General features: G+C 71.0%; 18 protein-coding genes and 2 pseudogenes. 12 read left to right on the top strand and 8 right to left on the bottom strand.

Features of this window, described 5'->3' with window-relative positions; all coding sequences use genetic code 11:
• Window positions 1–392: 392 nt before the first annotated feature.
• The 5 genes and pseudogenes from AB0K14_RS30315 to AB0K14_RS30295 all read right to left on the bottom strand — a co-directional run.
• Window positions 393–554, bottom strand: a pseudogene (locus tag AB0K14_RS30315) (choice-of-anchor Q domain-containing protein); the annotation flags it as partial.
• Window positions 555–836: 282 nt separating this feature from the next.
• Entirely contained in the window at window positions 837–2,270 is a 1,434-nt protein-coding gene (locus AB0K14_RS30310) for an IS701 family transposase (protein ID WP_360456319.1), read from the bottom strand.
• Window positions 2,271–2,314: 44 nt separating this feature from the next.
• On the bottom strand, window positions 2,315–2,767 hold the full coding sequence (locus AB0K14_RS30305) for a hypothetical protein (protein WP_360456316.1): 453 nt from the start codon (window positions 2,765–2,767) through the stop codon (window positions 2,315–2,317).
• A 360-nt stretch (window positions 2,768–3,127) separates the two neighbouring features.
• Window positions 3,128–3,952, bottom strand: a complete 825-nt coding sequence (locus AB0K14_RS30300) for a DUF6357 family protein (protein ID WP_360456313.1) — start codon at window positions 3,950–3,952, stop codon at window positions 3,128–3,130.
• Complete coding sequence (locus tag AB0K14_RS30295; protein WP_360456311.1) at window positions 3,949–4,305, bottom strand: hypothetical protein; 357 nt, start codon at window positions 4,303–4,305, stop codon at window positions 3,949–3,951. The genes AB0K14_RS30300 and AB0K14_RS30295 overlap by 4 nt, the downstream gene beginning before the upstream one ends.
• Window positions 4,306–4,664: 359 nt before the next feature.
• Between AB0K14_RS30295 and AB0K14_RS30290 the strand changes: the two genes are divergently transcribed.
• Genes AB0K14_RS30290 through AB0K14_RS30280 form a run of 3 tightly spaced genes read left to right on the top strand, consistent with a single transcriptional unit; the run spans window position 4,665 to window position 8,100 of the window.
• Entirely contained in the window at window positions 4,665–5,108 is a 444-nt protein-coding gene (locus tag AB0K14_RS30290) for a hypothetical protein (RefSeq protein ID WP_360456308.1), read from the top strand.
• Window positions 5,105–6,346 (top strand): ATP-binding protein, encoded by a 1,242-nt coding sequence (locus tag AB0K14_RS30285; RefSeq protein WP_360456305.1) that lies wholly within the window; start codon window positions 5,105–5,107, stop codon window positions 6,344–6,346. Before AB0K14_RS30290 ends, AB0K14_RS30285 begins: the two co-directional genes overlap by 4 nt.
• On the top strand, window positions 6,343–8,100 hold the full coding sequence (locus AB0K14_RS30280) for a tetratricopeptide repeat protein (RefSeq protein WP_360456302.1): 1,758 nt from the start codon (window positions 6,343–6,345) through the stop codon (window positions 8,098–8,100). Before AB0K14_RS30285 ends, AB0K14_RS30280 begins: the two co-directional genes overlap by 4 nt.
• 49 nt (window positions 8,101–8,149) lie before the next feature.
• Here the strand turns inward: AB0K14_RS30280 and AB0K14_RS30275 are convergent, their stop codons facing one another.
• A complete protein-coding gene (locus tag AB0K14_RS30275) occupies window positions 8,150–9,013 on the bottom strand; it encodes a diacylglycerol kinase family protein (protein ID WP_360456299.1) in 864 nt (287 codons plus the stop codon).
• 136 nt (window positions 9,014–9,149) lie between these two features.
• On the opposite strand from AB0K14_RS30275, the pseudogene AB0K14_RS30270 reads away from it, so the two are divergent.
• Window positions 9,150–9,350 (top strand): annotated as a pseudogene (locus AB0K14_RS30270) (hypothetical protein); the annotation flags it as partial.
• Here the strand turns inward: AB0K14_RS30270 and AB0K14_RS30265 are convergent.
• On the bottom strand, window positions 9,319–9,915 hold the full coding sequence (locus AB0K14_RS30265) for a hypothetical protein (RefSeq protein ID WP_360456296.1): 597 nt from the start codon (window positions 9,913–9,915) through the stop codon (window positions 9,319–9,321). The pseudogene AB0K14_RS30270 and the gene AB0K14_RS30265 sit on opposite strands and share 32 nt — an antisense overlap.
• 343 nt (window positions 9,916–10,258) lie before the next feature.
• Between AB0K14_RS30265 and AB0K14_RS30260 the strand changes: the two genes are divergently transcribed.
• From AB0K14_RS30260 to AB0K14_RS30235, 6 genes are all read left to right on the top strand, one after another.
• Entirely contained in the window at window positions 10,259–11,176 is a 918-nt protein-coding gene (locus AB0K14_RS30260; protein ID WP_360456293.1) for a serine hydrolase domain-containing protein, read from the top strand.
• Window positions 11,177–11,828: 652 nt separating this feature from the next.
• Window positions 11,829–14,558 carry an AAA family ATPase gene (locus AB0K14_RS30255; RefSeq protein ID WP_360456290.1) on the top strand — a complete coding sequence of 910 codons (2,730 nt, stop codon included), beginning with the start codon at window positions 11,829–11,831 and terminating at the stop codon, window positions 14,556–14,558.
• 34 nt (window positions 14,559–14,592) lie between these two features.
• Window positions 14,593–15,819: a class I SAM-dependent methyltransferase gene (locus AB0K14_RS30250; RefSeq protein WP_360456287.1), complete on the top strand. Its 1,227-nt coding sequence runs from the start codon at window positions 14,593–14,595 to the stop codon at window positions 15,817–15,819.
• A 2-nt stretch (window positions 15,820–15,821) separates the two neighbouring features.
• A complete protein-coding gene (locus AB0K14_RS30245) occupies window positions 15,822–16,793 on the top strand; it encodes an NAD-dependent epimerase/dehydratase (protein WP_360456284.1) in 972 nt (323 codons plus the stop codon).
• 75 nt (window positions 16,794–16,868) lie between these two features.
• Window positions 16,869–17,435, top strand: a complete 567-nt coding sequence (gene rfbC / locus AB0K14_RS30240) for a dTDP-4-dehydrorhamnose 3,5-epimerase (RefSeq protein ID WP_360456281.1) — start codon at window positions 16,869–16,871, stop codon at window positions 17,433–17,435.
• A 19-nt stretch (window positions 17,436–17,454) separates the two neighbouring features.
• Entirely contained in the window at window positions 17,455–18,849 is a 1,395-nt protein-coding gene (locus AB0K14_RS30235; RefSeq protein ID WP_360456278.1) for an NDP-hexose 2,3-dehydratase family protein, read from the top strand.
• A 46-nt stretch (window positions 18,850–18,895) separates the two neighbouring features.
• Here AB0K14_RS30235 and AB0K14_RS30230 read toward each other — a convergent pair whose 3' ends face one another.
• The gene (locus AB0K14_RS30230; RefSeq protein ID WP_360456275.1) at window positions 18,896–20,005 is read right to left on the bottom strand and encodes a DegT/DnrJ/EryC1/StrS family aminotransferase; all 1,110 of its coding nucleotides are present in this window, start codon (window positions 20,003–20,005) and stop codon (window positions 18,896–18,898) included.
• A 257-nt stretch (window positions 20,006–20,262) separates the two neighbouring features.
• On the opposite strand from AB0K14_RS30230, the gene AB0K14_RS30225 reads away from it, so the two are divergent.
• Window positions 20,263–21,483, top strand: coding sequence for a macrolide family glycosyltransferase (locus AB0K14_RS30225; RefSeq protein ID WP_360456272.1), 1,221 nt, complete (start codon window positions 20,263–20,265; stop codon window positions 21,481–21,483).
• On the top strand, window positions 21,480–22,955 hold the full coding sequence (locus AB0K14_RS30220) for a BTAD domain-containing putative transcriptional regulator (protein WP_360456269.1): 1,476 nt from the start codon (window positions 21,480–21,482) through the stop codon (window positions 22,953–22,955). Before AB0K14_RS30225 ends, AB0K14_RS30220 begins: the two co-directional genes overlap by 4 nt.
• Window positions 22,956–23,046 lie beyond the last annotated feature (91 nt).

Raw genomic sequence — 23,046 nt, 5'->3', positions numbered from 1 at the left:
AGCGGGGTGAGGGCGGAGCCGCTGCCCTCGGCTGGTCGGCCGCTGACGCGGGTGCCGAAGTGATCGCAGGCAGTCCGCCGGTCGTGACCGCCAACAGCGAGATGAACGCGACAGCCCGCACCCACCGACGACGAACTTCGAACATGATGCCCGCCTTCTCAGTGGAACCAGTTGATGACGAGAAAAAAGCGCGTTCCGATCTCCCCAGTTCGGCGTTCAGTAGACCAGGGCGAAAGGCAGCCTCCACAGCGCCGATCGGGTGATATAGGGGCGCGCCAAATCTGAAGGTGCTGACAATTGTTTGGAGAGTAACCCGATATTCTACGACGCCGGACCCGGGACCCGTCCCGAGATTGTTGGAGCATGGTGGCTGTACCCGCTGCCAGGCTCCGTTAGGTCCAAGAATTCAGGTGCGTCAATTCCATAGCGTCCTCCACTCCCCGACCCTCGGCCGAGGTCGACTGCTCGTAGGCGCCGATGTCGAAGCCGGCGCCGGTTGGACGCGCCATGCCGGCCAGGTCGAAGGCGGAGCAGCGACACCGGACCCCACGTCGACGACCTTCGTCGAGCCCGGCCGCAGCCGGAAGTCACCAGCCGAAGGGTTGACGAAGCCGGGGTCCCCACTCACGTTGTGATCCTTCGTGAAATGGGTGTCCGACACGACACCCTCGGCAAAGATGTTGTTCCGCAAGAGGTTCCGGCCGCTGAACTTGCCGGCGTCGACAGTGAGCTATTCCGAGTAACGGGTTGTGGCGCTGTGTGATCGTCACGGGTTCGGCGGAGTCGCTCTCGCGCGGCGGAGACGAAAGACGCGGAACTCCGCCATGAAGGTGGTCCTACCAAAGATCATCTTCACGAGGAGTTCCGCGCGTCGTGAGTGTTGCATACGAGGCTGTCCTGTACGACCTTCCGAGATTGAGTGGAAGCGGGTCACCTCGTCGGCGATAGTGGCTGATCAGGGCTCTGCTCAGATGGACCTGACGCCAGAGGGCGCGGGCGATCGCAGCTACCGTGTCGGCGACGCGGACCAGTACGGTCGCGGCGAGCAGCCCTCGGATCGCCGCGGTCGACAAAGGCAGGAGGATCAGCCTCAGCGGGCCGCCTCGCTCTCGCGGAGCGTCGCTTCTTTTCCCTGGCCCCGCATACGTGACCGTCAGGAAAGCCTGTGCCAGCATGCACATCGTCACGTGCCGATACCACGGAGTCCACTTGCGAACCTGGTAGGCATCCATCCCGAGCTGGTCCTTGCCGATCTTGTTGTCCTCTTCGATCTTCCACCGCAACCCGGCCGCCCGGACCATCGCCGCCAGCGTCGTGGCCACTGGCGCATGCACCAGGAAGAACTCGATGTCGTAGGACGACGGCCGATCCTTGTGTTTCCTCATCTCCTTGGACCGTCGGATCAGCAGGGTGTGGCCGAACCCCTCGGTCGGGGGCTGTTCCTTCACCGTCACCGCGTGCATCGACCAGTCATACAACCGAGCGCCCTTGCCGCCCTCACCCGCCGTGCGGCGCTCCCACCGGTGGACCCCCGACCGCAGAACATCCTTGCAGGACAACGCTTCCCACCGTGCGCCGACCAACGGCAGGTCCACCGGGACCGCCATCGCATACGCGATGCCGCCGTCATGGCAGAACAACCGCAACCCGGGGTCACGGCCGTAGCCGGAGTCCGCGGCGAACCACCCGAACGGCACCCCCGCAGCCACCAGGCGCGCGAGCATCTTCCCCACCAGTCGGGGTTTCGTCTCGAACCCCCGATCCACGGGCACCCCCGCGGCCCGGCACCGCGCCGGATCGGAGGTCCACGACCTCGGTAAGTACAACTCCCGGTCCACGAACGCGTGTCCCGCCTCGGTCGCATACGTCAGCATCGGCATGACCTGGCAATTCTCCGTCTGGTTGGTCAACCCGCAGTGCCGCGGGGCGACACCGACGCTCCTGTCGCCCTTCTTGATCGTCTGGGTGTCGTCGGCGATCACCACCGCGTCCACCGACCCCAGACCCGCCACCACATACTCGCGCACCCGGTCCCGCAGCACGTCGACATCCCACACCGCACCGTCGAGCAGGTGCTCGAACGGACGCGGCGTGGCCAACCCGGCATGCTCGGCCAGACCCCACGAGTTCTTCTTCGGCACATCGGCCAGCAACGCCCGCACCATCAACCCGAACGTCACCTTCGGCTCCGGACGGTTGAACATCGAACCCAGACCATCGGTCAGGGCCCGCAGATCGGCATCCCAGCCGGCGATGTCCTGAGCGGTCACGAGTGTCACCATGCCAGGAGAAACGGCCGATCAACCAGCCCGGTTCAAGATCTCGGAATGTAGTACATGGGCGCATCGGATTTGCGAACCACGGGTTTATCCACCGCGCCGTTGGAGGTATCGGAAATTTGCAGAGAGGCTAGTTTGGCCAGCTGCCATTCGTAGCTTTCCGAATCGCTTCCGATGTTGATTCCCAGGTCCTGTTTGGCGGCTTCGTAGAACTGTCTTCTGGCGGCGCTCACCGCTTGAATCGCCTCTGAACAGGTCATTTCGATGGGAAGGCCTGAGGCGGCCCGCCGCAGACGGAATACGCTATGGTGCCACGCTCGGGCGGCCGTGATGACCCGCTCGTCTCCCAGTAGGAGGACTGCCTCCCATTTTACGGTTCGCTCGTCCTCGGCTGCTGCCAGTGCAGGAATGCCCTCGGCTGGGTCGATCGTGTCGTTGTCGAGGTGGATGCCCTTGGCGGCGGCAAGTTTGAGGGAAACGGAGATCAACCTTTTAACGGTGTGTGCATATTCGCTTGGGTTCGTCGCCATCGGGCTCGTTCTGCTGCGGATGTTGCGGTGTAGGTGGCCAAAGCGCCGATCAGTACACCGATCAGTGCGGGCAGTTGTTGTATGAAGGATTGCAATCGAGTTCTCCTTGGTCTTGAGGTCGTGGTCAGGCGTCCTGAGATGCTCGTCTGAGCACGTGTCCGGGCGACTGCGGTTCGAGCTGTGTCACCCGGTTGGACGGTGCGCGCTGACCGCCCGGTCGGAACGAACAACCGGACATCGCCGAGGGCACCTGCTTCCCCGTCCTGGTGCCGGACGTTCGACCAGCCGTAAGGAGCAGGCGGCACGATCACGAGCACCTCAGGGTTTCCGTGTCCGGGCGGCGGCTTCGGAGCACATCAGGAAGCTCACGGTGCGCACCGCGTCGTCGACCAGGTTCGGGTGGGCGTGGCGGACTGCGTGGTCGACCTTCTGCTCCATCAGGTGCCACTCACCGTTGTTCTTCAGGCCTCGCCGATCGGGGGAGATCCGCATCCCGGCGCACGCCTGCTCCGCGGTGGCGATCACCCGCATGACCTCGGGCAGCAGGTCGGGATCGACGGCGTCGGGCTCCCGGGTCGGGATCCTCCCGCCGTGCAGGTAGCGGCCCGTGTACTTGAGGAGCGCCGCGTCGAGCGGGGCGAGTCGGACGCCGCGGCGGGCGCGGTCGCGGTCTGCGTCGTAGGTCTGGACGCGGCGCCAGTCGGACCGCGCGGTCGTGGATCGCAGCGCGGCGAACATCCGGCCGCGTTCGAGCAGTTCGATGTCCGCGCCCTGGGCGATGAGCCGGCGCTTGTCCCAGGGGATGTCCCGGAACAACGACTCGACGTCATCAGGCGTGCCGAAGAGGATCGGGTCCAACAGCGCAACGGCCGCGTGTTCGTCAAGGGGCCCTCGGATGCCGGCGGCCGTGCACAGGGGCAGGATCGCGCTCCACAGCAGCAGGTGCCGGGTCAGGTCGTCCCTGATCACCTCCAGGTGGGCGTCGGAGATCGGGACGTGGAACGTGCGGGGATCGCGGTTGGCGTCGGCTCCGGCGCCGAGCTGGAGCTTGAGTTCGCCGTCCGTGCGGATCACGCGCGGGATCCAGCCGTTCTGCCGGGTGAAGAGGACTTCGCTCCTTCCCCCGTCCTCCCGGCCGGTCATGACCAGTGCCCGAGTTCGGCGTCGATGCGGGGGTCCGTGAGGACCCACACCTCGCCGGTGGCGGCTCCCGGTGGGGCGTCGACGCGCTGGAGACCAAGCGTTCGGATCAACGCCAGGAGTTCGTCCCGAGCTTCGCCCGCGTCCTCGACGGTGTCGCCGTCGAAGAAGACGTAGTGCACGTCCCAGCGGTCGTTGTACCCGGAATCGGCCCAGAGCCGGCAGAAGCGGTCCGCTGCCTTCCGGTCGAGTGGCGCGGCCGTGGGGTCCTGGAACGCGTCGAGGGCGGATTGAGGACTGTCCGGGAGCCACTGCTGCTCATTGCCCTGGTCGTCGCTGAAGGCCGGTGGTCTCATCGTCGTACTCGGTCTCGGGCCCACCTGTCGGGAGTCCGCGATTGTGCCTTGCGTGGCGGGCACGTACGGATGTGGTGGGTGGATCGGCTCCCGGAGGGCTCGCTCCCGGTTCCGACGGGCGGGGACGTCGTGCTGAGCGGTCTCCCGGTGGCGAGGCCGGTGCCGGGCGTCGCGTGCACCGGCGCGTGTGGTGCGAACGACCGATGCGGCTCCGTTCATCACTCGAATAGCCTATTGGGCGCGAGACCGAGGGCGACTGGCTGCTCCCGAAGGTGTTCGGTGCCGTCTTCACGCCGTGCGGGGTCGCGTCGGGGCGGCCGGGACGGCCAGTCGCAGCCCAACAGACGAGAGAGAACCGAATGACCAGGGACAACAGCCCCGAGACGGTCGCCGAGTTGGACCGCCTCGACGAGGCCGTCAAAGCAGCGCCCGCAGGGGACACGACGGCGCAGATCGCGCTGTGGCGGCAGGCGGCCGCGCTGGAGCACTGGTTCTTCATCGCGCGGGGCTCGGCGGACCGACCCCGTCCCTTTGCCGTGGCCGCCGAGCAGGGGTCGATGATCTGCCTCTACAGCAGCGCCGCACGGGCGAACGAAGCCGCCCGCGCCCTCGGCCTGCTCGACGCGGAGGGCGGCGCGGCGTCGTTGCTCGGCGTGCCGATGCCGGCCGCGATCGACTACGTCGCCTCGTTCGGTCAGTCCGGCGTCTTCGGTGTGACGCTGGACCACCCGCGGCTCGGTCACTTCATCCCGCTGGCGAACCTGGGCCTGCTCAAGGGCTGGACCGAAGGGGCCGGGCGGTGAACGACGTCAGCCCTCCGGCCGACAGCTTCGTCGAGGTGATCGCGCGCGAGGTGGAGGCCGATCCCGGCAACCTGGCGTTGCGCGAGGACTTCGTCACGCTGCTGCTGGAACACGACCCGAGTCGCGCCGCCACCGAGCTGAAGGCGTTCGAGGCCCTCGGCGGTGATCCGGCACGGGCCCGCCTGCTGCGCGCCCGGCTGATGGCGGCGCGGATGCGGGCCTCGAACCCGCCGCCACCCGCCGAGACCGCGTCGTCCGCGTCGACGGTGAAGTCCGGGAAGCGCGAGCTGACACCGGTTCCGACCCCGGCCGACGAGGACCGGCAGGCCAGGAGCGCGGCCGGGTCGGCGTCGCTGTGGGACGCCGAACGCCCGGCGGTGACGCTGGCCGACGTCGCCGGTCTCGCCGAGGTCAAGCGGCACCTGGACACCGCGTTCCTGGCGCCGCTGCGCAATCCCGAGCTGGCGGCGGCGTTCGGGCAGAAGCCGGGCGGGTCGCTGCTGATGTACGGCCCACCCGGTTGCGGCAAGACGTTCATCGCCAGGGCGATCGCAGGCGATCTCGGGGCGTCCTTCATCCACGTGACCCTCGCGGACCTGCTCAGCAAGTTGCTCGGGGAGAGCGAGAAGGCGATCCAGAGCGTGTTCCGCAACGCACGGGCGGCGGCGCCGTGCGTGATCTTCTTCGACGAGTTCGACGCGCTCGGCGGACGGCGTACCTCCGGTGGCGGCGGGTCGCAGACCATGCGGATGCTCGTCACCCAGCTGCTGGAGGAGCTCGACGGCGTGGCCGGCGCGAACGAGGGGGTCTACTTCCTCGCCGCGACGAACCGACCGTGGGACATCGACTCCGCGCTGCGCCGACCGGGCCGGATCGACAAGACGGTGCTGGTGCTGCCACCGGACGCGGTTGCCAGGGCGGCGATCGTCCAGGGCATGCTGAAGGGCAAGCCCGCCGACGCGGTCGACGTCGTTGCCGTCGCGGCGGCGACCGAGGGGTTCTCCGGCGCCGACCTCAGCCACTTGACGACCACCGTCCTCCAGGAGGCGATGGTCGAGTCGATGGACAGGGGTGAGCTGGTGCCGGTCACGACCGACGCGATGCTGGCCGCGGTCGGCGGCGTCACCCCGTCCACGGCGTCCTGGTTCGACCAGGTGGCGCCGGTGCTGGAGTACGGCGTCGACGACGGCACCTTCGACCAACTCCGGGCGTACCGGGTCAGGCGGGGCATGCGATGAAGGACTTCGGCCGTACGGCGTCCGACGACGCCGTGGAGCGGAACCTGGACCTGGCCTGGGAGATCTTCGCCGCACAGCCGTCGCACCCCAAGGTCGCCGAGCTGGCGTTGCAGGTGCTGGCGGTCCAGCCGGAGCGGAGCAGCGTGTCGCTGTTGCTCGGCAACCACCGCGAGATCTGCGGCCAGGCCGACGAGGCGCGGCGCCTCTACCTCCGGGTGGTCGGTCGTCGTGACCGCCAGTTCGTCAACGCGGCTCGTGCCCTTCGACACCTGGCGTTGGCCGAGCACGATCACGCCGAGGCGCTGCGGTGGGCCCGCGCGGTGCTGGGCGAGGAGCACGAGGAGTGGCGCGACTGGATGGAGCTGGGCTTCGCCCAGGCGCTCTGCGGGGAGCACGAGGACGGGTGGCGCCGGCTGGACGAGGCGGTGGCGCTGTGCTCGCGGACGACGCCGGACGAACTGCCCACCGCGTTCGGGAAGCGCGCGGCGTGCCTGCTGGGGACCTTCGCACCACCCGACCGGTTCGTCCCTGCGGCCGAGGAGGCCGTCCGGGCCGATGCGGCGAACTCCTGGGTCGCCCTGATGCTCGGCTGGGCGTACCTGGTGCAGTACCGGTTCGCCGACGCCGAGCGACTCGGTCTGCGGCTGCTGCGCGAGAACCCGACCGAAGACCTGTTGCAGAACCTGGTGGGGACGGCTCGGACGATGCTGCGGATCGTCGAGAACGCCCACGGCCAGGACATCACGCTGGACGACATCCGCCGCACCGGCGTGATCGAGCTGGGGTGGCGACAACTTCGCGACCAGATGCTCGGCACCGACCTGGCTTCCGCGCTGGCGGCGTTGGACGACGTGATGCCCGCGGACCTGCGCGCCACCCTGCGGCCGGGAACCGCGATCGCCGATCACGCCGAGAGCGACAAGATCGGCTCCATGGTCGCGGAGGACCTGTTGGCCTGGCACGACGGTCAGCGGCCCGGCTCCGGGGCCGCCTGGGGGCGGGCCGAACCGTTCCGCCTGATGTCGGCAGCCGAGATCATCGCCATGTGCGCCGAGATCGAGGCCGACCCGGCCGCGCACCCGGACTGGCTCGAGAACGAGGTCTGGGAGCAGGTGATGACCGACGACGCCGGGGCGTACCTGGTCGCGGTCGCGTTCGGGGTGCTGGTCAAGCGTCGACCCGGACACCCCGACGAGCCCGTCGCCGCGTCGATGGCCGACTGGATCTGGGACCGGGTGGTCGGCTTCGGTGGTCCGGACCCGCGACCGGCACCCCGGAGGACCGAGGCTCTGCCGGACCTGCCTCCCGTCCCCGGGACGTCGCTGACCGGCGTCATCGCGACGATGTACGCGGCTCTGGGTGCGTCGGAGCGCTCTGCGCCGTACGCGGAACTGCGCAGGCTCTTCCCCGGCTCGACCGTCCGGCAGAGTGCGCTGGACCCGGTGGTCCCCGGTCCTGACGGCGTCGACATCGCGTTGCTCGACGGGTTGGTCAAGGAGGTCACCGTCGACGTCGCGCTCTGCCCGAGCGCCGACCGCGTGATCTCCGGGCTCGACCTCGACGGGCAACGCGGATCGGTTGACGCCTACGTGCTCGCGCACGGCGCCCTCGTGCACAACAGCTGGGAGAACCGCTCCACCGGCGCGGTCACCGTCAACTACGACCTCGCTGAACACCGACTCGGCTTGCAGTGGGAGACCGGGCGACTTGCCCGGATCTCCGTGTCCGCCACAGGTCGGCCGGAGGAGGGCTGAGCGGAGGCCTGAGACCCGGTGGAGGTGCGCGCGGCCATCCCCAGTCAGCTCAACGGATGGAGTTGTCGGCAGGCGCGACCTTGACGATGAGCGCTCCGGGGTCCACCTCGACGGTCAGTGACCTGGTCGTGCCGCAGACTTCTCCGTCCACCTCGAACGGTTTGGTGCGATTGCTGCGCAACTCCAGGCGTCGGAACCGGAACCGCTCCACCGCCGGCCCGTCCACCCGGCGGGAGCCGATCAGGCGTCCCGCCGTGACAAGCCAACCCCTGGTGTGCACGTCACGCAGCAGTGCCAGGTCCAGGAGCCCGTCGGCGGGATCCGCCTCCGGCAGGAGGGAGACCCCGCCCTGCAAGGCGCCTATGTTGCCGACGACCGCCCCCAGGACGCGGCGGGTCAGCCAGGGGCCGTCGTCCAACCGGATGGTCACCCTGCTGCCGCCCGATCTCAGGCCCTTGAGGACCGCCGGTACGTATGCGGGCCATCCCAGGAGGCGCTTCATCCTGGGCGAGGTGTCGCGGACCATCTCCGCGTCCAGGCCGATCCCGCCCATGCCGACGAAAGGGCGGCCGTCCAGCAGACCCATGTCGACGCGGCGGTCCGCCCCGTCGAACGCCGACGTGACGGCGTCCTCCACCGCAGTGCCGATCCCCAGGTTCCGGGCCACGAGGTTCCCCGTGCCGATCGGCACGATCCCCATCGCCACCCCGGTGTGCGCCAACCCGGCGGCCACCGCGTTCACCGTGCCGTCCCCACCACACGCCAGGACCAGTCGCGGGTGGTTGCGCAGGGCGAGTGCCGTCACCCCCGTCCCGGCATCGTCACGGGTGGTCTCGAACCACTGCGGCTCGCACCAGTCGCGGTCCCGGGCGGTACGGGACACGAGGTCCCGCAACCCGGAGTGATCCACCACGGTGCCCGGATGAACGACCACTGCCACACGAAGCCTGTCACGCCGAGGATCCACCCGAACCGCCTTCACGAGGTCGACACCGGACCGGATGCCCTGCGACGGGCGAACGTACACGTGGGAAGCGACACGCAAAGCGCCGCCGGCGTCCGCGTGCCAGGAAGCCGCCGACTCCAGGGGAGGCAACGGCTTCCTGACGGTCGCGGCGACCCACGCGGCACTGCTGCCGGCCCGCTGCGGCGGCTTCCCACGCGCCTCACGTCCCCCGCTCTGGACGACCTACGACCCCGAGGTGGTCAGGGCCGCGCTCAAGCGCCTGGACGCGGCTCGGACCCCTTGATCCGTTCGACGAGTTCGTCGCGGTACTCCCGCACCGCCTGGAACTCCGGTTCGTCGCCGGTCGCCCGCCTCAACGCGCCTTCCAGGATCTTCAGCCCCTGGCGTTCGTCGCCGTGCGCATCCGCCTGCCTCGCGGCGTTCTCCATGGCTTTGGCGAGCTTGGTCCGCGCCTCGGGTTCCTTGGCGGCCTTGTGGATCCGGATCCAGTTGCCGCCCGGGTCGACGACGGTGAACCCGGTGTACCGGTCGTTGCGCAGCCGCGGCCGGGTCATGCGCGGGATGCCGGAGATGAGCAGCTTCCCGTGCACGGACCGCATCCCCGCCGCGAAGGACTCGAACAGCTCGCTGGTGTCCGCCACGATGACCAGGCACGTGCTGTACGACTGCGCCGGGTCGTAGTCGTCCATCCCGAAGAAGTGCAGGTTGATGTCTTCCCGTCGTACCGCGACGTGCGGGTTCGGCCGCGTTTGCCGATAGGTGATCTCGAAGCCGAGCATCTCGTAGAACGACGCGATCTCGTCGATGGAGGGACAGGGCAGGAGCGGGATGGTCAGTTCGTTCGCCACCGCCCGAAGCTAGGCCCGGAACCGCCGAAACGACACGGATCTATTTGCTGATGCGAACAGCAGTGTGAACCCTGTGGGGTCCCGGAAGTCGGCCACACCACCTGACCTGCGCTCCAGGCTGCCATGGGGGCGTACTCGTCGATCAAGCCGCCGAGGGTCGGTCGACGGCGTACCGACGTCACCTCATACCAAAGTCGCATCACCGGTAGTCGAAGGAAGCGTGTTGTGCGCGGGCACGCCGACTACCGTTTGCCCGTCGCCGCGTAACGGTTCCAAGGGGTGGGTCTTGTCGGGCGCAACGCTTGCGGAGAAGTTGGTCGCGCGCCTGGGGTCTCGGCACCCGGTGGCCGCCGTCGCCGCGGTTTCGCCCGCCGGGACCTCGGTGGCGAGCGTGGGCGCGTCCGCCGACGCCGACTTCGAGATCGGCTCGATCTCCAAGGGGATCACCGGCCTGCTCTACGCCGACGCGCGGGAACGCGGCGAGGTCGGGCCGTCCACCACGCTGGGCGGCCTGTTGCCGCTGGACGGCACTCCGGTGGCGGGCGTGACGCTGTCGTCCATCACCACCCACCGCTCGGGCCTGCCGAGCCTGCCCGCCGCGGCCTCTCCGCTGCGCCGGTCGCTGGCGCTGTGGCTGCACGGAACGAACCCGTACGGCGAAACGCTCGACCAGCTGCTCACCCAGGCACGTGGCGTGCGCCCCGGCCCACCCCGGCCCCGCTACTCCAACCTCGGCTTCCAGCTCCTGGGGCACGCCCTGGCGAGCGCCGCCGGCACGACGTTCCAGGGCCTGCTCCAAAACCGGGTCGCCACCCCTCTCGGCCTGGACGTGTTCTACGCGCCCGCCACCCCGACCGACCTGCGACCTGTCGCACTCACCGGCACCACCAGGTGGGGGCGCAAGCGCCAGCCGTGGACGGGCGAAGCGCTGGGACCGGCCGGAGGCATCCGCGCGCGCATCGGCGACATGGCCCGCCTCGCCGCCGCGCTCCTCGACGACTTCACCCCCGGCATTGCCGCACTGGACCCCGTCGAGGACTTCACCGGTCGAGTGGTGCGCATCGGCGCGGCGTGGATCACGATCGAGCGCAACGGCCGTGCCATCACGTGGCACAACGGCGGCACCGGCGGCTTTCGCAGCTGGCTGGGTCTGGACCGCACGGCGGGCACCGCGGTGGTCCTCCTCTCCGCGACCGCGATCTCGGTGGACCAGCACGGTTTCGCCCTGCTCGAACAGCTGACCGAGGAAGAAGGGCGCTGACAGGGAAAGCCCGGTGGACGAAGGGCGCCGACGCGATCGCGCGATCAGTCGTGCGTCGTGGAGTGCAAGGGAAATGGCCGGTGTGAGCGTCCACACCGGAGTCCCGAACTTTCGGTGTTATGTCCGGTTCGTGGGAACGATTCACCGTTCGGGTGGTATATCGGTTACCCATGTCATTTGTCTCAATCGGTGCGCAGAACCCCGGCGGTCGCGGTGGAAACCGGTTGTGGATCTTGGTTGTGGCCCGGACGTCCGGGCATCGCGAGGACGGGGTCCGGCGGGTGCGGCACCTCGGAGTCCCGCACCCGCCGCAGGCGCGGCTACGGTTGCGACACGGATTCGATCGACACGGTGATGCCCTGCCCGACCCGTGCTATGGAACGTTCCCGTATCGCGTGCCCCGAGGTCCGGCTGTCCGCGATTCGGCCGTACCGGTTGGCCCGTTCGCCACGGTCGAGACGGGGATGATCAAATTTCGGACTGCGCGATTACGAAGGGTTCGAGGCGCGCTGGGAACCTGTTTCGCCGCCGTTCTCCGGACGTGGTGTGGAAGGCCCTGGACAAGTCGGGGAGCCGTGCTATAAAGCCTCCACGTGGGTGCGCTGTAGCGAAAAGACCATCGGTGGCTGCGCTGGAGGGAACTGGACGGTTGGTGCCGACGGACCATGGTGATGCGCTCGCCGAACTGGCCGGCCTGCTCGCCGAGTGCTCGGCAGGGACAGGCAGGCTCGCCCTGGTCAGCGGTGGTCTGGCCAGCGGGAAGACCGAATTGCTCCAGCGGTTCCAGCGGCACGCCGCCGCCTCCGGGGCACTGTTGCTGACCGCGACCGGCGCGCCGGCCGAGCGTCCCCTGCAGGCCGGGGTCATCGACCAGCTGTTCCACGGCGCCGGGCTGCCGCCGGAAATAGCGGACCGCGTTTCCCACCTCATCACACCGATCGCCGCGGCCGTGGACGACTCCGGCGCGGACGTGCGGGGCATCCACCATTCTTATGTGCGGCCCGTGCATGAATTGTGTCAAATTCTGCTCGAATTGTCGCGGGAACGCCCGGTCGTGCTGTGCGTGGACGACGTGCAATTCGCCGACAGCTCGTCATTGCAATTCATCCTGTACTTGCGGCGGCGGATCAGGACCAGCCGGGTGGTCGTCGTGCTCGCCGAGTGGCAGCAGCCGCAGCCGACGCTGCCGCTGTTCCACGCCGAGCTGACCCGCCGGCCGCACCACCGCATCCGGCTCGCACCGCTGTCGGCGGACGGGATCGCCGAACTGCTGCGCGACCGGGTGCTCGACCCCGACGTGCTCGCGCCGGCCTGGCACACCCTCAGCGGCGGCAACCCCATGCTGGTCCGCGCCCTGATCGAGGACCTGGAGGCCGGGCACGAGACCGGCCCCGACCGGGTCGGTCCCGCGTTCAAGCGCGCGGTGCTGGAGTGCCTGCACCGCTGGGGGGCCGGGCTCCTCGAAGTCGCGCGCGCCATCGCCGTGCTCGGCGAGGAGCGCACCCCGGTCCTGCTCGGCCGGCTGGCCGGCACCACGCCGGAAGCCGTCGAGCAGGCGGTCGACGTGCTCACCGCCGCCGGCCTGCTGCTCGACGGCCGCTTCCGCCACCCCGGCGCGGCGTCGACGGTCCTGGACAGCACACCGGGCGCCGAGCGGGTGCGGCTGCACGCCCGTGCCGCCGAACTGCTCTACCAGCGCGGCGCGGCGGCGGCCGTGGTGGCCGACCACCTCGTGGCCGCCGACCGGGTCGCACCGGGCTGGCCGGTCGCCGTGCTGCGCATCGCCGCCGAGCAGGCGCTCATGGGCGACGACGTGGCAGCGGCCGTGCGCTACCTGGAACCCGCGCTGCCCGTGGTCGAGCGGGACGAGCGGCTGGGCATCACCAGCGTCCTGGTCCGGGCGCTGTGGCGGGTCAACCCGGCCGCCGCCGTCGTGCACATGGAACCCCTGCACGAGGCGATGTGGGTGGGCGGGCTGCGCGGCCGGGACGCAACGACCGTCGTGCAGCACGCGCTGTGGATCGGGGACGAGGCCACGGCCGTGCGCGCGCTCGCCGTGCTGGAACAGCACCCCGGCATGCTGGACGCGCAGAGCGCGGCCGAGTTGCAGATCGTCTGCCAGTGGTTCCACGGCCTCGGTCCGGCGACCGCCGTGGCCACCGACGTGGTGGCCGACGCGGACCCGTGGGTGGCCGCGGCGCAGACCATCGGCACCTTCTGGACCGCCGAGTTCCACCCCGACGCCATCGCCAGCGCCGAGCACATCCTGCGGAGCTGCCGGCTCGGCGACATGTCGCTGGAGGTCGTGCTCACCGCCCTGCTGATCCTGCTGCACGGCGGCCACTCCGACCGGGCCGAGCGGTGGTGCGACCGGCTCGTCGCCGAGGCCACCCGCGGCGGCGCGGTGACCTGGCAGTCGATCCTGGAGGTCGTCCGAGCCGACATCGCCCTGCGGCGCGGCGAGGTGGTGGTGGCCGCCGCACGCGCCGAGACCGCACTCGCCCTGCTGCCGCACCAGGGCTGGGGCCTGTCCATCGGCTACCCGCTGGCCGTGCTGCTGGAGGCCAACACCGCGCTCGGTCGGCACCGCGTGGTCGCCGACGTGATGCGACTGCGCGTGCCCGACGCCATGTTCGCCACCGCCGCCGGCCTGCGCTACCTGCACGCCCGCGGCAACGGCAACCTCGCCGCCGGGCGGGTGCTAGCCGCCATCAGCGACTTCCAGAACTGCGGCACCCGGATGCGCGAGTGGGGCGTCGACCTGCCGGTGCTCGCGCCGTGGCGCTGCGGCCTCGCCCAGGCCAACCTCACCCTCGGTCGCCCGGAGGCGGCCCGCGAGCTGATCCGCGAGCAGATGCTGCTGCCGGCGGGCGACCGCCGCACCCGCGGCGCGGCGCTGCGGGTCCTCGCCGCGGCGAGCGAGCCCGCCGAGCGGCCCGGGCTGCTGCGCGAGGCCGTGCGGCACCTGCGGCGGGCGGGTGACCGGGTCGAGCTGGCCCGCGCCCTGTCCGACCTCAGCGAAGCGCTCGACACCTTGGGCGAGCACGGCGAGGCGCGCGAGCTGTCCCGGGTCGCGGCGGCCGAGACCAAGGCGTCCTACTCCGGCGCCCTGCCCATCCCGGTCGACTGGGAGGACGGTGGCGGCGACGGCGGCGACGGGCGACCGGTCCTGAGCGACTCCGAGCTGCGCGTGGCCGAACTCGCCGCGAAGGGCCACACGAACCGCGAGATCAGCGGCATCCTCTACATCACCGTCAGCACCGTCGAGCAGCACCTCACCAGGGTCTACCGCAAGCTGGGCATGCGCAGCCGGGCGGACCTGCCGCACCGCCTGTCCCAGCGGACGGGCGAAGGCCCGCGGGCCTTCGAAGCCCGAGGGTGACCCGCGTACCACCCCGAGCAGAAAGAGCCCGCCAATGCCCAACCAGTCCACCTGCCGCGTCTGCGCCGGGACGGTCACCGAGTTCGTCGACCTCGGTGCCCAGCCGCTGTCCGACGCGTTCCGGCTGCCCGAGGACACCTCCGTCGAGTTCACCTACCGCCTCGCCGTGGGCGCGTGCGCGGACTGCGCGATGGTGCAGCTGATGGAAGAGGTGCCCAGGGAGAAGATGTTCCACGAGGACTACCCGTACCTGTCCCAGGGGTCCGCGGTGATGCGCGAGCACTTCCGCGCCCTGGCCGAGCGGTTCCTGAGCACCGAGCTGGCGGGCGAGGACCCGCTCGTGGTCGAGCTGGGCTGCAACGACGGCACCATGTTGCGCACCGTCGCGGAGGCGGGCGTGCGGCACCTGGGCGTGGAGCCGTCCGGCGCGGTCGCCGACCTGGCCGCCGAGGCGGGCGTGCGGGTCCGCAAGGACTTCTTCGAGGAGTCCACCGCGCTGTCCATCCGCGAGCAGGACGGTCCGGCCGACCTCGTGTACGCCGCGAACACGTTCTGCCACATCCCCTACGTGGACTCGATCCTGCGCGGTGTCGTGGCGCTGCTCAAGCCCGGCGGGGCGTTCGTGTTCGAGGACCCCTACCTCGGTGACATCGTCGAGCAGACCTCGTTCGACCAGATCTACGACGAGCACTTCTTCCTGTTCAGCGCCACCTCCGTGGACGCCATGGCCCGCCGGCACGGCCTGGAGCTGGTCGACGTCGAACGCCTGCCGGTGCACGGCGGCGAGGTCCGCTACACCCTGGCCCTGCCCGGCGCGCGCACCCGCACCGCGGCCGTCGTCGCCCTGCTCGCCGAGGAGGAGGCGCGCGGCCTGCACGACCCCGCCGTCCTCGACGGGTTCGGCGACCGGATCCGCGCGATCCGCACCGACCTGCTGGCGCTGTTGGAGGACCTGAAGGCCAAGGGCGAGCGGGTCGTCGGCTACGGCGCGACCGCCAAGAGCGCCACCGTCACCAACCTCTGCGGCATCGGGCCGGACCTGGTCGAGTTCATCAGCGACACCACGCCCGCCAAGCAGCACAGGCTGGCGCCCGGCTCGGGCATCCCGGTGCGCCCGCCGGCCGCCTTCGCCGACCCCTACCCCGGCTACGCGCTGCTGTTCGCCTGGAACCACGCCGCGGAGATCATGGCCAAGGAGGAGGCGTTCCGCGAGGCGGGCGGCAAGTGGATCCTGTACGTGCCCGACGTCCACGTGGTGTGAGCGTGCCGGGGGATCTGGCCGGCACGCTCGTCGCGGTGCTCGGCGGCTCGGGGTTCGTGGGTTCCGCGGTGTCGGCACGGCTGGCGGCGCGGGGCGCGCGCGTGCGGGTGGTGGCACGCGACCCCGGCGTGCCGCCGTTCCCGGCCGAGGTCGTCGCGGCCGACCTCGCCGAGCCCGGCGCGGTGGCCGCCGCGGTCGCGGGCGCGGACGTGGTGCTGCCGCTGGTGCTGTTCACCGGCGGCGGCACCTGGCGGGTCGCCGACGGCGGCGCGGCCGAGGCCGCCCGGGTCAACGTCGGCATCGTCGCCGAGGCGGTGGCCGCGGCTCGGGGGACCGTCGTGTTCGCCGGCTCCACCTCGCAGGTGGGACCGGGTGCGCCGGAGCGGATCGACGGCACCGAGACCGACCACCCCGGGTCGGAGTACGACCGGCAGAAGTGCGCCGCCGAACGGCTCGTGCTCGACGCGGGCGGCTGCTCCTTGAGGCTGCCCACCGTGTTCGGCCCCTCCACCGGCTCCCCGGACCGGGGCGTGGTGACCGCGATGGCTCGGCGTGCGCTGGCCGGCGAGCCGCTGACCGTGTGGGGTGCCGGGGACATGGAACGTGACCTGGTGTTCGCCGAGGACGTCGCCGAGGCGTTCGCGGCGGCCGTGGTGCACGCCGACCAGCTGGCCGGGCGGGCGTGGCTCGTCGGTTCGGGCGCCGGGGTCGCGGTGCGCTCGTTGTTCGAGCTCGTCGCCGCCACCGTCGCGGACCACACCGGCCGCCCGGCCGTGCCGGTGCAATCGGTGCCGCCACCGCCGCACGCCACCGCGTCGGACTTCCGCAGCCTCGTCGCCGACCCGGCCGCCTTCACCCTGGCCACCGGTTGGCGGGCCCGGGTTCCGCTGGCCGAGGCGGTGTCGAGGACCGTCGCCCACCTCCTCCGGTCCTCAATGGACAGTCCTGGGCCGGGTACCCCTAACCCCGCGTAGGGGTTCCCCTAAGCTGGTTGACCGCGCGGTCCGGGGCGCTGCACGCTGATCACCGCCTTGGGACGGAGGTCGTCGATGAAAGCCCGCGCACTCTCTGTCGGTGGCGCCTGGGAGTTCGAGCCCGAGGTGTTCCCGGACGACCGCGGCCTGTTCGTCTCCCCGTTCCAGCACGAGGTGTTCGCCGAGGCGGTCGGTGTGCCGCTGTTCGCCGTGGCCCAGGCCAGTGCCAGCGTGTCCCGCCGCGGGGTTGCCCGCGGTGTGCACTACGCCCGCACGGCACCGGGTTGCGCGAAGTACGTGACCTGCTCGCGTGGACGTGTGCTGGACATCGTGGTGGACCTGCGGGTCGGCTCGCCGACGTTCGGCGCGTGGGACTCCGTCGAGCTGGTGGGCGACGACTTCCGCGCCGTCTACCTCCCGCCGGGACTCGGCCACGCGTTCATCGCCTTGGACGACCACTCCACTGTGCACTACCTGCTGTCCCGTGCCTACGAACCCGCCGACGAGCTGGCGGTGTCCCTCTTGGACCCGGACCTGGCGCTGCCCCTACCCGCCGACGTCGTGCTGTCCGAACGCGACCGCGCCGCGCCGGGCCTGGCCCTCGCGCGGGACACCGGACTGCTGCCGGCACACGCCGCCTGAGCCGAGGAGAGCACACCAGGTGACCGCGCCCACCCGCCGTCCCACCCAGGTGCGCCTGGCCGAGTCGATGCTCGCCGCCCGTGATCCCGGCGCCGTGCACGCCTGGCTCGCCCGCACCGCCGAGCGCAGCTGGATGCACGTCGAGCGCGTGCCGCTGGACGGCCTCGCGGGCTGGCTCACCGAACCGGGCACCGGCAACCTGCGCCACCACACCGGTCGGTTCTTCAGCGTCGAGGCGCTCGCCGTCGACCTGCCCGGCACGCCGGTGCCGCACTGGTCGCAGCCGATCATCAACCAGCCGGAGATCGGCATCCTCGGCATCCTGGTGCGCGAGGTCGACGGTGTGCTGCAGTGCCTGATGCAGGCCAAGCACGAACCGGGCAACCACAACGGCCTGCAGCTGTCGCCGACCGTGCAGGCCACCCGCAGCAACTACACCCGCGTGCACCAGGGCAAGCCCATCCCCTACCTGGAGCACTTCCGCGACACCTCCGGCCACCAGGTCCTGGTGGACATCCGGCAGTCCGAGCAGGGTGCCTGGTTCTACCGCAAGCGCAACCGCAACATGGTCGTCGAGGTCGACGGCGAGGTCGAGGTGCGCGAGGGGTTCCGCTGGTTCACCCTCGGTGAGATCGCCGACCTGATGACCATGCCGGACCTGGTGAACATGGACGCCCGCACGGTGCTGGCCTGCCTGCCCGGCGGTGGCGCGGCCCTGGCCCGCGCGGCGGCCGACCCGTTCAGCGAAGCCCTGGTCCGGTCCGTCGACCCGGGCACGCCCGGCGTGCACACCATCGGGGACGTGCTGAGCTGGATCACCGAGGTCCGCACGCGCACCGACCTGCGGGTCGCCCTCGGTCCGTTGGCCGGGCTGCCGGACTGGACCCGCGAGGACGGCGTCATCGCGCACCGCGGCGGCGGGTTCTTCAGCGTCGTGGGCGTGGACGTGCGGGCAGGTGGGCGTGAGGTCGGCGCCTGGTCCCAGCCGATGATCGAACCGGTCGGCACGGGGGTGATCGCGTTCCTGGTCAAGGAGATCGGCGGCGTGCTGCACGTGCTCACCCACGCGCGCACCGAGGCCGGCTACGCCGACGTGACCGAGCTGGCACCCACCGTGCAGTGCGTGCCCGAGGCGCACGACCACTTGCCGGTGCGGCCCCGGTTCCTCGACGAGGTGCTCGGCTCGACCACGATCCGCTTCGACGCCGTGCTGTCGGAGGAGGGCGGTCGGTTCCTCGGCGCCCGCAACCGGTACCTGGTCGTGGAGACCGACGCCGAAGTCGCACCGGACGACCCCGAGTACCGGTGGCTGACCCTGCACCAGTACGAAGAGCTGCTGAGGCACAGCTTCTACGTCAACATCCAGGCCCGCAGCCTGCTGCTGTGCCTGCGCAGCCTCGTCCCGCGCGGGTGAGGCCGGCCCGGGCGGGGACGGGTGCCGCCGCCCGGCCCCGGCCCGGTCAGAGCGTCGCCAGCACCTGCTTGAGCGACTCCACCACGTGCTCCTGCGTGTCCTGGGGCAGCGACGGGTACATCGGCAGCGAGAAGATCTCGTCGGCCACCCGCTCGGTCACCGGCAGGCTGCCCTCGGCGTAGCCCAGGTGCGCGAAACCGGTCATGGTGTGCACCGGCCACGGGTAGCTGATGTTCAAGTGGATGTCGTACGCCTTCAAGCGTTCCAGGATGTCGTCGCGCCGTGGGTGGCGCACCACGTGGACGTAGTGCACGTGCGTGTTGCCCGGCACGGTCGTGGGCAGCACCAGGTCGGTGTCCGCCAGCGCCTCCGCGTACCGCGCGGCCACCGCCTGCCTCGCCGCGACGTAGTCGTCCAGGCGGACGAGCTTGCGGCGCAGGATCTCCGCCTGCACCTCGTCGAGCCGGCAGTTGTGGCCGGGTGTCTCCACGACGTAGTAGGTCTTCTCCATGCCGTAGTAGCGGTGGCGGCGCAGGTTCGCGGCCACCGCGGGGTCGTTGGTGATCGTCGCGCCGCCGTCGCCGTAGGCGCCGAGCACCTTGGTGGGGTAGAAGGAGAACGCGGCGGCGTCGCCCATCGACCCGGCCACCCGGCCGTGGTGGCGCGCGCCGTGCGCCTGGGCGCAGTCCTCCAGCACCAGCAGGCCGTGCCGCCGTGCCAGCTCCCGCAACGGTTCCATGTCCACGCACTGGCCGTACAGGTGCACGGGCAGCAGGGCCTTGGTGCGTGGCGTGATCACGGAAGCCACCTGCGTGACGTCCATCAGGTAGCTGTCCGGGTCGATGTCGACGAACACCGGTGTGGCGCCGACGGCGTCGATCGCCAGCACGGTCGGCGCGGCGGTGTTGGACACCGTGACCACCTCGTCGCCGGGGCCGACGCCGAGCGCCTGGAGGGCCAGGCGGATCGCGTTCGTGCCGTTGTCCACGCCGACGCAGTGGGCGACGCCGTGGTAGGCGGCGAACTCCGCCTCGAAGGACGACACGCTCGGCCCGAGGACGAGCCTGCCGGAGGAGAACACGGTCTCGACCGCGTCGAGTATGTCCTTGCGCTCCGATTCGTATTCGCGCGAGTAGTCCCAGACGAGCGTGGCCATCGGCAGCCCTTTCGCGGTGGTCGGCTTCCCGACCAGCCTAGGTCTGGCCCCCGGCTAGGGGGTAACCCCTAACCTGCAGGTCAGGGTGGTCGGCGCGGTCCGCGGGGGTGAACGGCCACTGGTCCGTTCGCGCGAGCGTCGGACGGTGGGTGAATAGGGGGCTTAGGGGTGTCCAGGTCACTTCCGAGCGCTTTACGGTGGCCACGCTCCCGGCAGGGTCGCCGGATTCCAGCACACCAATCGGGCGAGGACGACGAATGTCGCGGCATTTCCTGTTCATGTGCCACCCGGACCACGGGCACGTCATCCCGAACCTCGCGGTGGTCACCGAACTGGCCGCGCGCGGGCACCGGGTCACCTACCTGACCGCGCCGAGCATGGCGGAGATCGTCGCCGAGGCCGGCGCCACCGTCGTGACCTACCCGTCGCGGTACCGCGACGCCGATTTCGCCCTCGTGGCGAACGATCCCGGCTACCTGATGGGCGTGCTGCTCGACGAGAGCGAGGCCATGCTCGCCACCGCGACGGCCGAACTCGACGGCGACCGACCGGACTGCCTGGTCTACGACACCTCGGTGCTCTACGCGGCCCGAGTGCTGGCCCGGCACTGGGACCTCCCCGCCACGCAGGTGATCCCGGTGTTCGCCTCCAACGAGCACTTCTCCTTCCTCAACGCCATGTACAACCCCGAGTCGGGCGCCGCCGAGCGGCCCGCGGCGGAGCGGCCGAGGGAGATGCCCGAGTGGGTCGGCGCCACGATGGGGCGCATCGGCGCGCTGTGCGCCCGTTACGGGGTGGTCGCCGCGCCGCACGAGGTGTGGTTCGAGGTGCCGCCGCTGAGCCTGGTCACCGTGCCGCGGGAGTTCCAGTACGCGGGCGAGACCTTCGACGAGCGGTTCGCGTTCGTCGGGCCGTGCGTCGGCGACCGCAGCTTCCTCGGGTCGTGGACGCCGCCCGCCGACGACCTGCCCGTGGTGCTGGTGTCGCTCGGCGCGGTGTTCAACGAGGACGAGGGCTTCTTCCGCACGTGCGTCGAGGCGTTCCGCGGTCGGCCGTGGCACGCGGTGATGACCACCGGCGGTGGGGTGGACCGCGCCTCGCTCGGCGACCTGCCGCCCAACGTCGAGGTGCACGACTTCGTGCCGCACGTGGCCGTGCTGGAGCACGCGGCCCTGTGCGTCACGCACGCCGGCATGGGCACCGTGATGGAGGCGCTGCGATCGGGCACGCCGATGGTGTGCGTGCCGGGTTCCGCGCTCGACCGGCCCACCGGGTGGCGGGTCCGGGAACTGGGCCTCGGCACCGTGCTCGACCCCGCCGACCTCACGCCCGCGACGCTGGTCGACGCGGTCACGTCCGTGCTCGGCGACCCGGAGACCGCGGCCCGGTCGGAGCTGATGCGCAAGGCCGTCGCCGAGGCGGGCGGCACGGCGCGCGCCGCCGACGAGGTCGAGAAGCACCTGGCGCGGTCGCGTTGACCCCCGTCCCGGCCGAATTCGGCGTGCTGGGCCCGATCCGGTTCCTGCGCGATGGCGTGGAGCAGCGGGTGGGCGGGCCACGTGAGCGCGCGGTGCTGGCACGGCTGGTGTTCGACACCAACCGCGTGGTCAGCGTGGACCGGCTCATCGAGGCGGTGTGGCACGGCGACCCGCCGGCCAGCGCGCGCGGGCAGGTCGCGATCTGCGTGTCCCGGCTGCGGCGAGCGCTCGGCGACGCGGGTCGCGCCATCGACACCGCGAGCCCCGGCTACGTGGCGCGGCTGGACGAGGACGCCGTGGACTGGTTGCGGTTCAACGGACTCGTCGGCCGGGCTCGGCAGCGCGCGGCGGGTGGTGACGCGGCGGGCGCCGCGGCGCTGTTCCGCGAGGCGCTGGGGTTGTGGCGCGGTGTGCCGTTCGAGGACCTGCCCGGTCTGCGCGCGGAAGCGGTGTCGCTGCAGTCCGCGCGGTTGGACGCGGTGGAGGCGTGCGCCGAGCTGGAGCTGCGGCTCGGGCTGCACCACCGGGTCGGCAAGGACCTGGCCGCCGTGGTGGCGGAGCACCCGCTGCGCGAGCGTGCCCGGGCACAGCTGATGCTGGCCCAGTACCGGTCGGGTCGGCGGGCGGACGCGCTGCGCACCTACCAGGACGCGCGGCGGGTGCTGGTCGAGCAGATCGGCTTGGAGCCCGGTCCGGAGCTGCGGGAGCTGCACGAGCAGGTCCTGCGCGACGCGCCGGCGCTGCTCGCGCCGGCCCGTGCCGAGGTGCCGGCGGTGGCACCGTCCCAGTTGCCGCGCCAAATCCTGCCGTTCGCCGGTCGGTCGGCCGAGCTGGCCGAGCTGGACGCCGCCCTCGCGGCCGGTCCGGACGTGCCCGGCGCGGTCGTGCTCTCGGGTCCTGGTGAGGTGGGCAAGACGGCGCTGGCGCTGCGCTGGGCGCACCACCGCCTGGACCGGTTCCCGGACGGGCAGCTGCACGCCGACCTGGTGGACGACTTCGACCGGCCGGTACCGCCGGCCGTGCTGCTGGACCGGTTCCTGCGGGCGCTCGGCGTCCCGGCGGCGTCCATCCCGGACGACCCGGGCGAGAAGGTCGCGCTGTACCGCAGCACCGTGTCGCACAAGCGCGTGCTGGTGGTGCTGGACGGTGCGGTGGACCACGCCCAGGTCCGGCCGCTGTTGCCCAGCGGCACGCACAACAGGGTCATCGTCACCAGCCGGCACCCGATGGATGAGCTGGTCGCCCGTCAGGGTGCGCACCGGGCGTTCCTGGAACCGCTGAGGCCGGAGGAGTCGTGGCAGCTGCTGACCATGCTGCTCGGGCACGACTGGGTGGCCGAGGAACGCGGTGAGGCGAGCAGGATCGTCGGCTCGGCGGACGGCTTCCCACTGCCGCTGCGCCGCGCGGCGGCGGGCGTCCGGACCGCACCGCACCGACTGGACCGTCGATGGCTGACCGGCGTGCCCGCTTGACCGGCGTGCCTGCCTGACCGGTGCCGCCCGCTCGACCGGCGTGCCCGCTTGACCGGTGCCGCCCGCTCGACCGGTGCGCACCCTAGCGGCT

It is taken from the genome of Actinosynnema sp. NPDC050801, from assembly GCF_040673975.1.
Lineage (GTDB): Bacteria > Actinomycetota > Actinomycetes > Mycobacteriales > Pseudonocardiaceae > Actinosynnema.
This window is presented reverse-complemented; position numbering and strand designations above follow the sequence as displayed.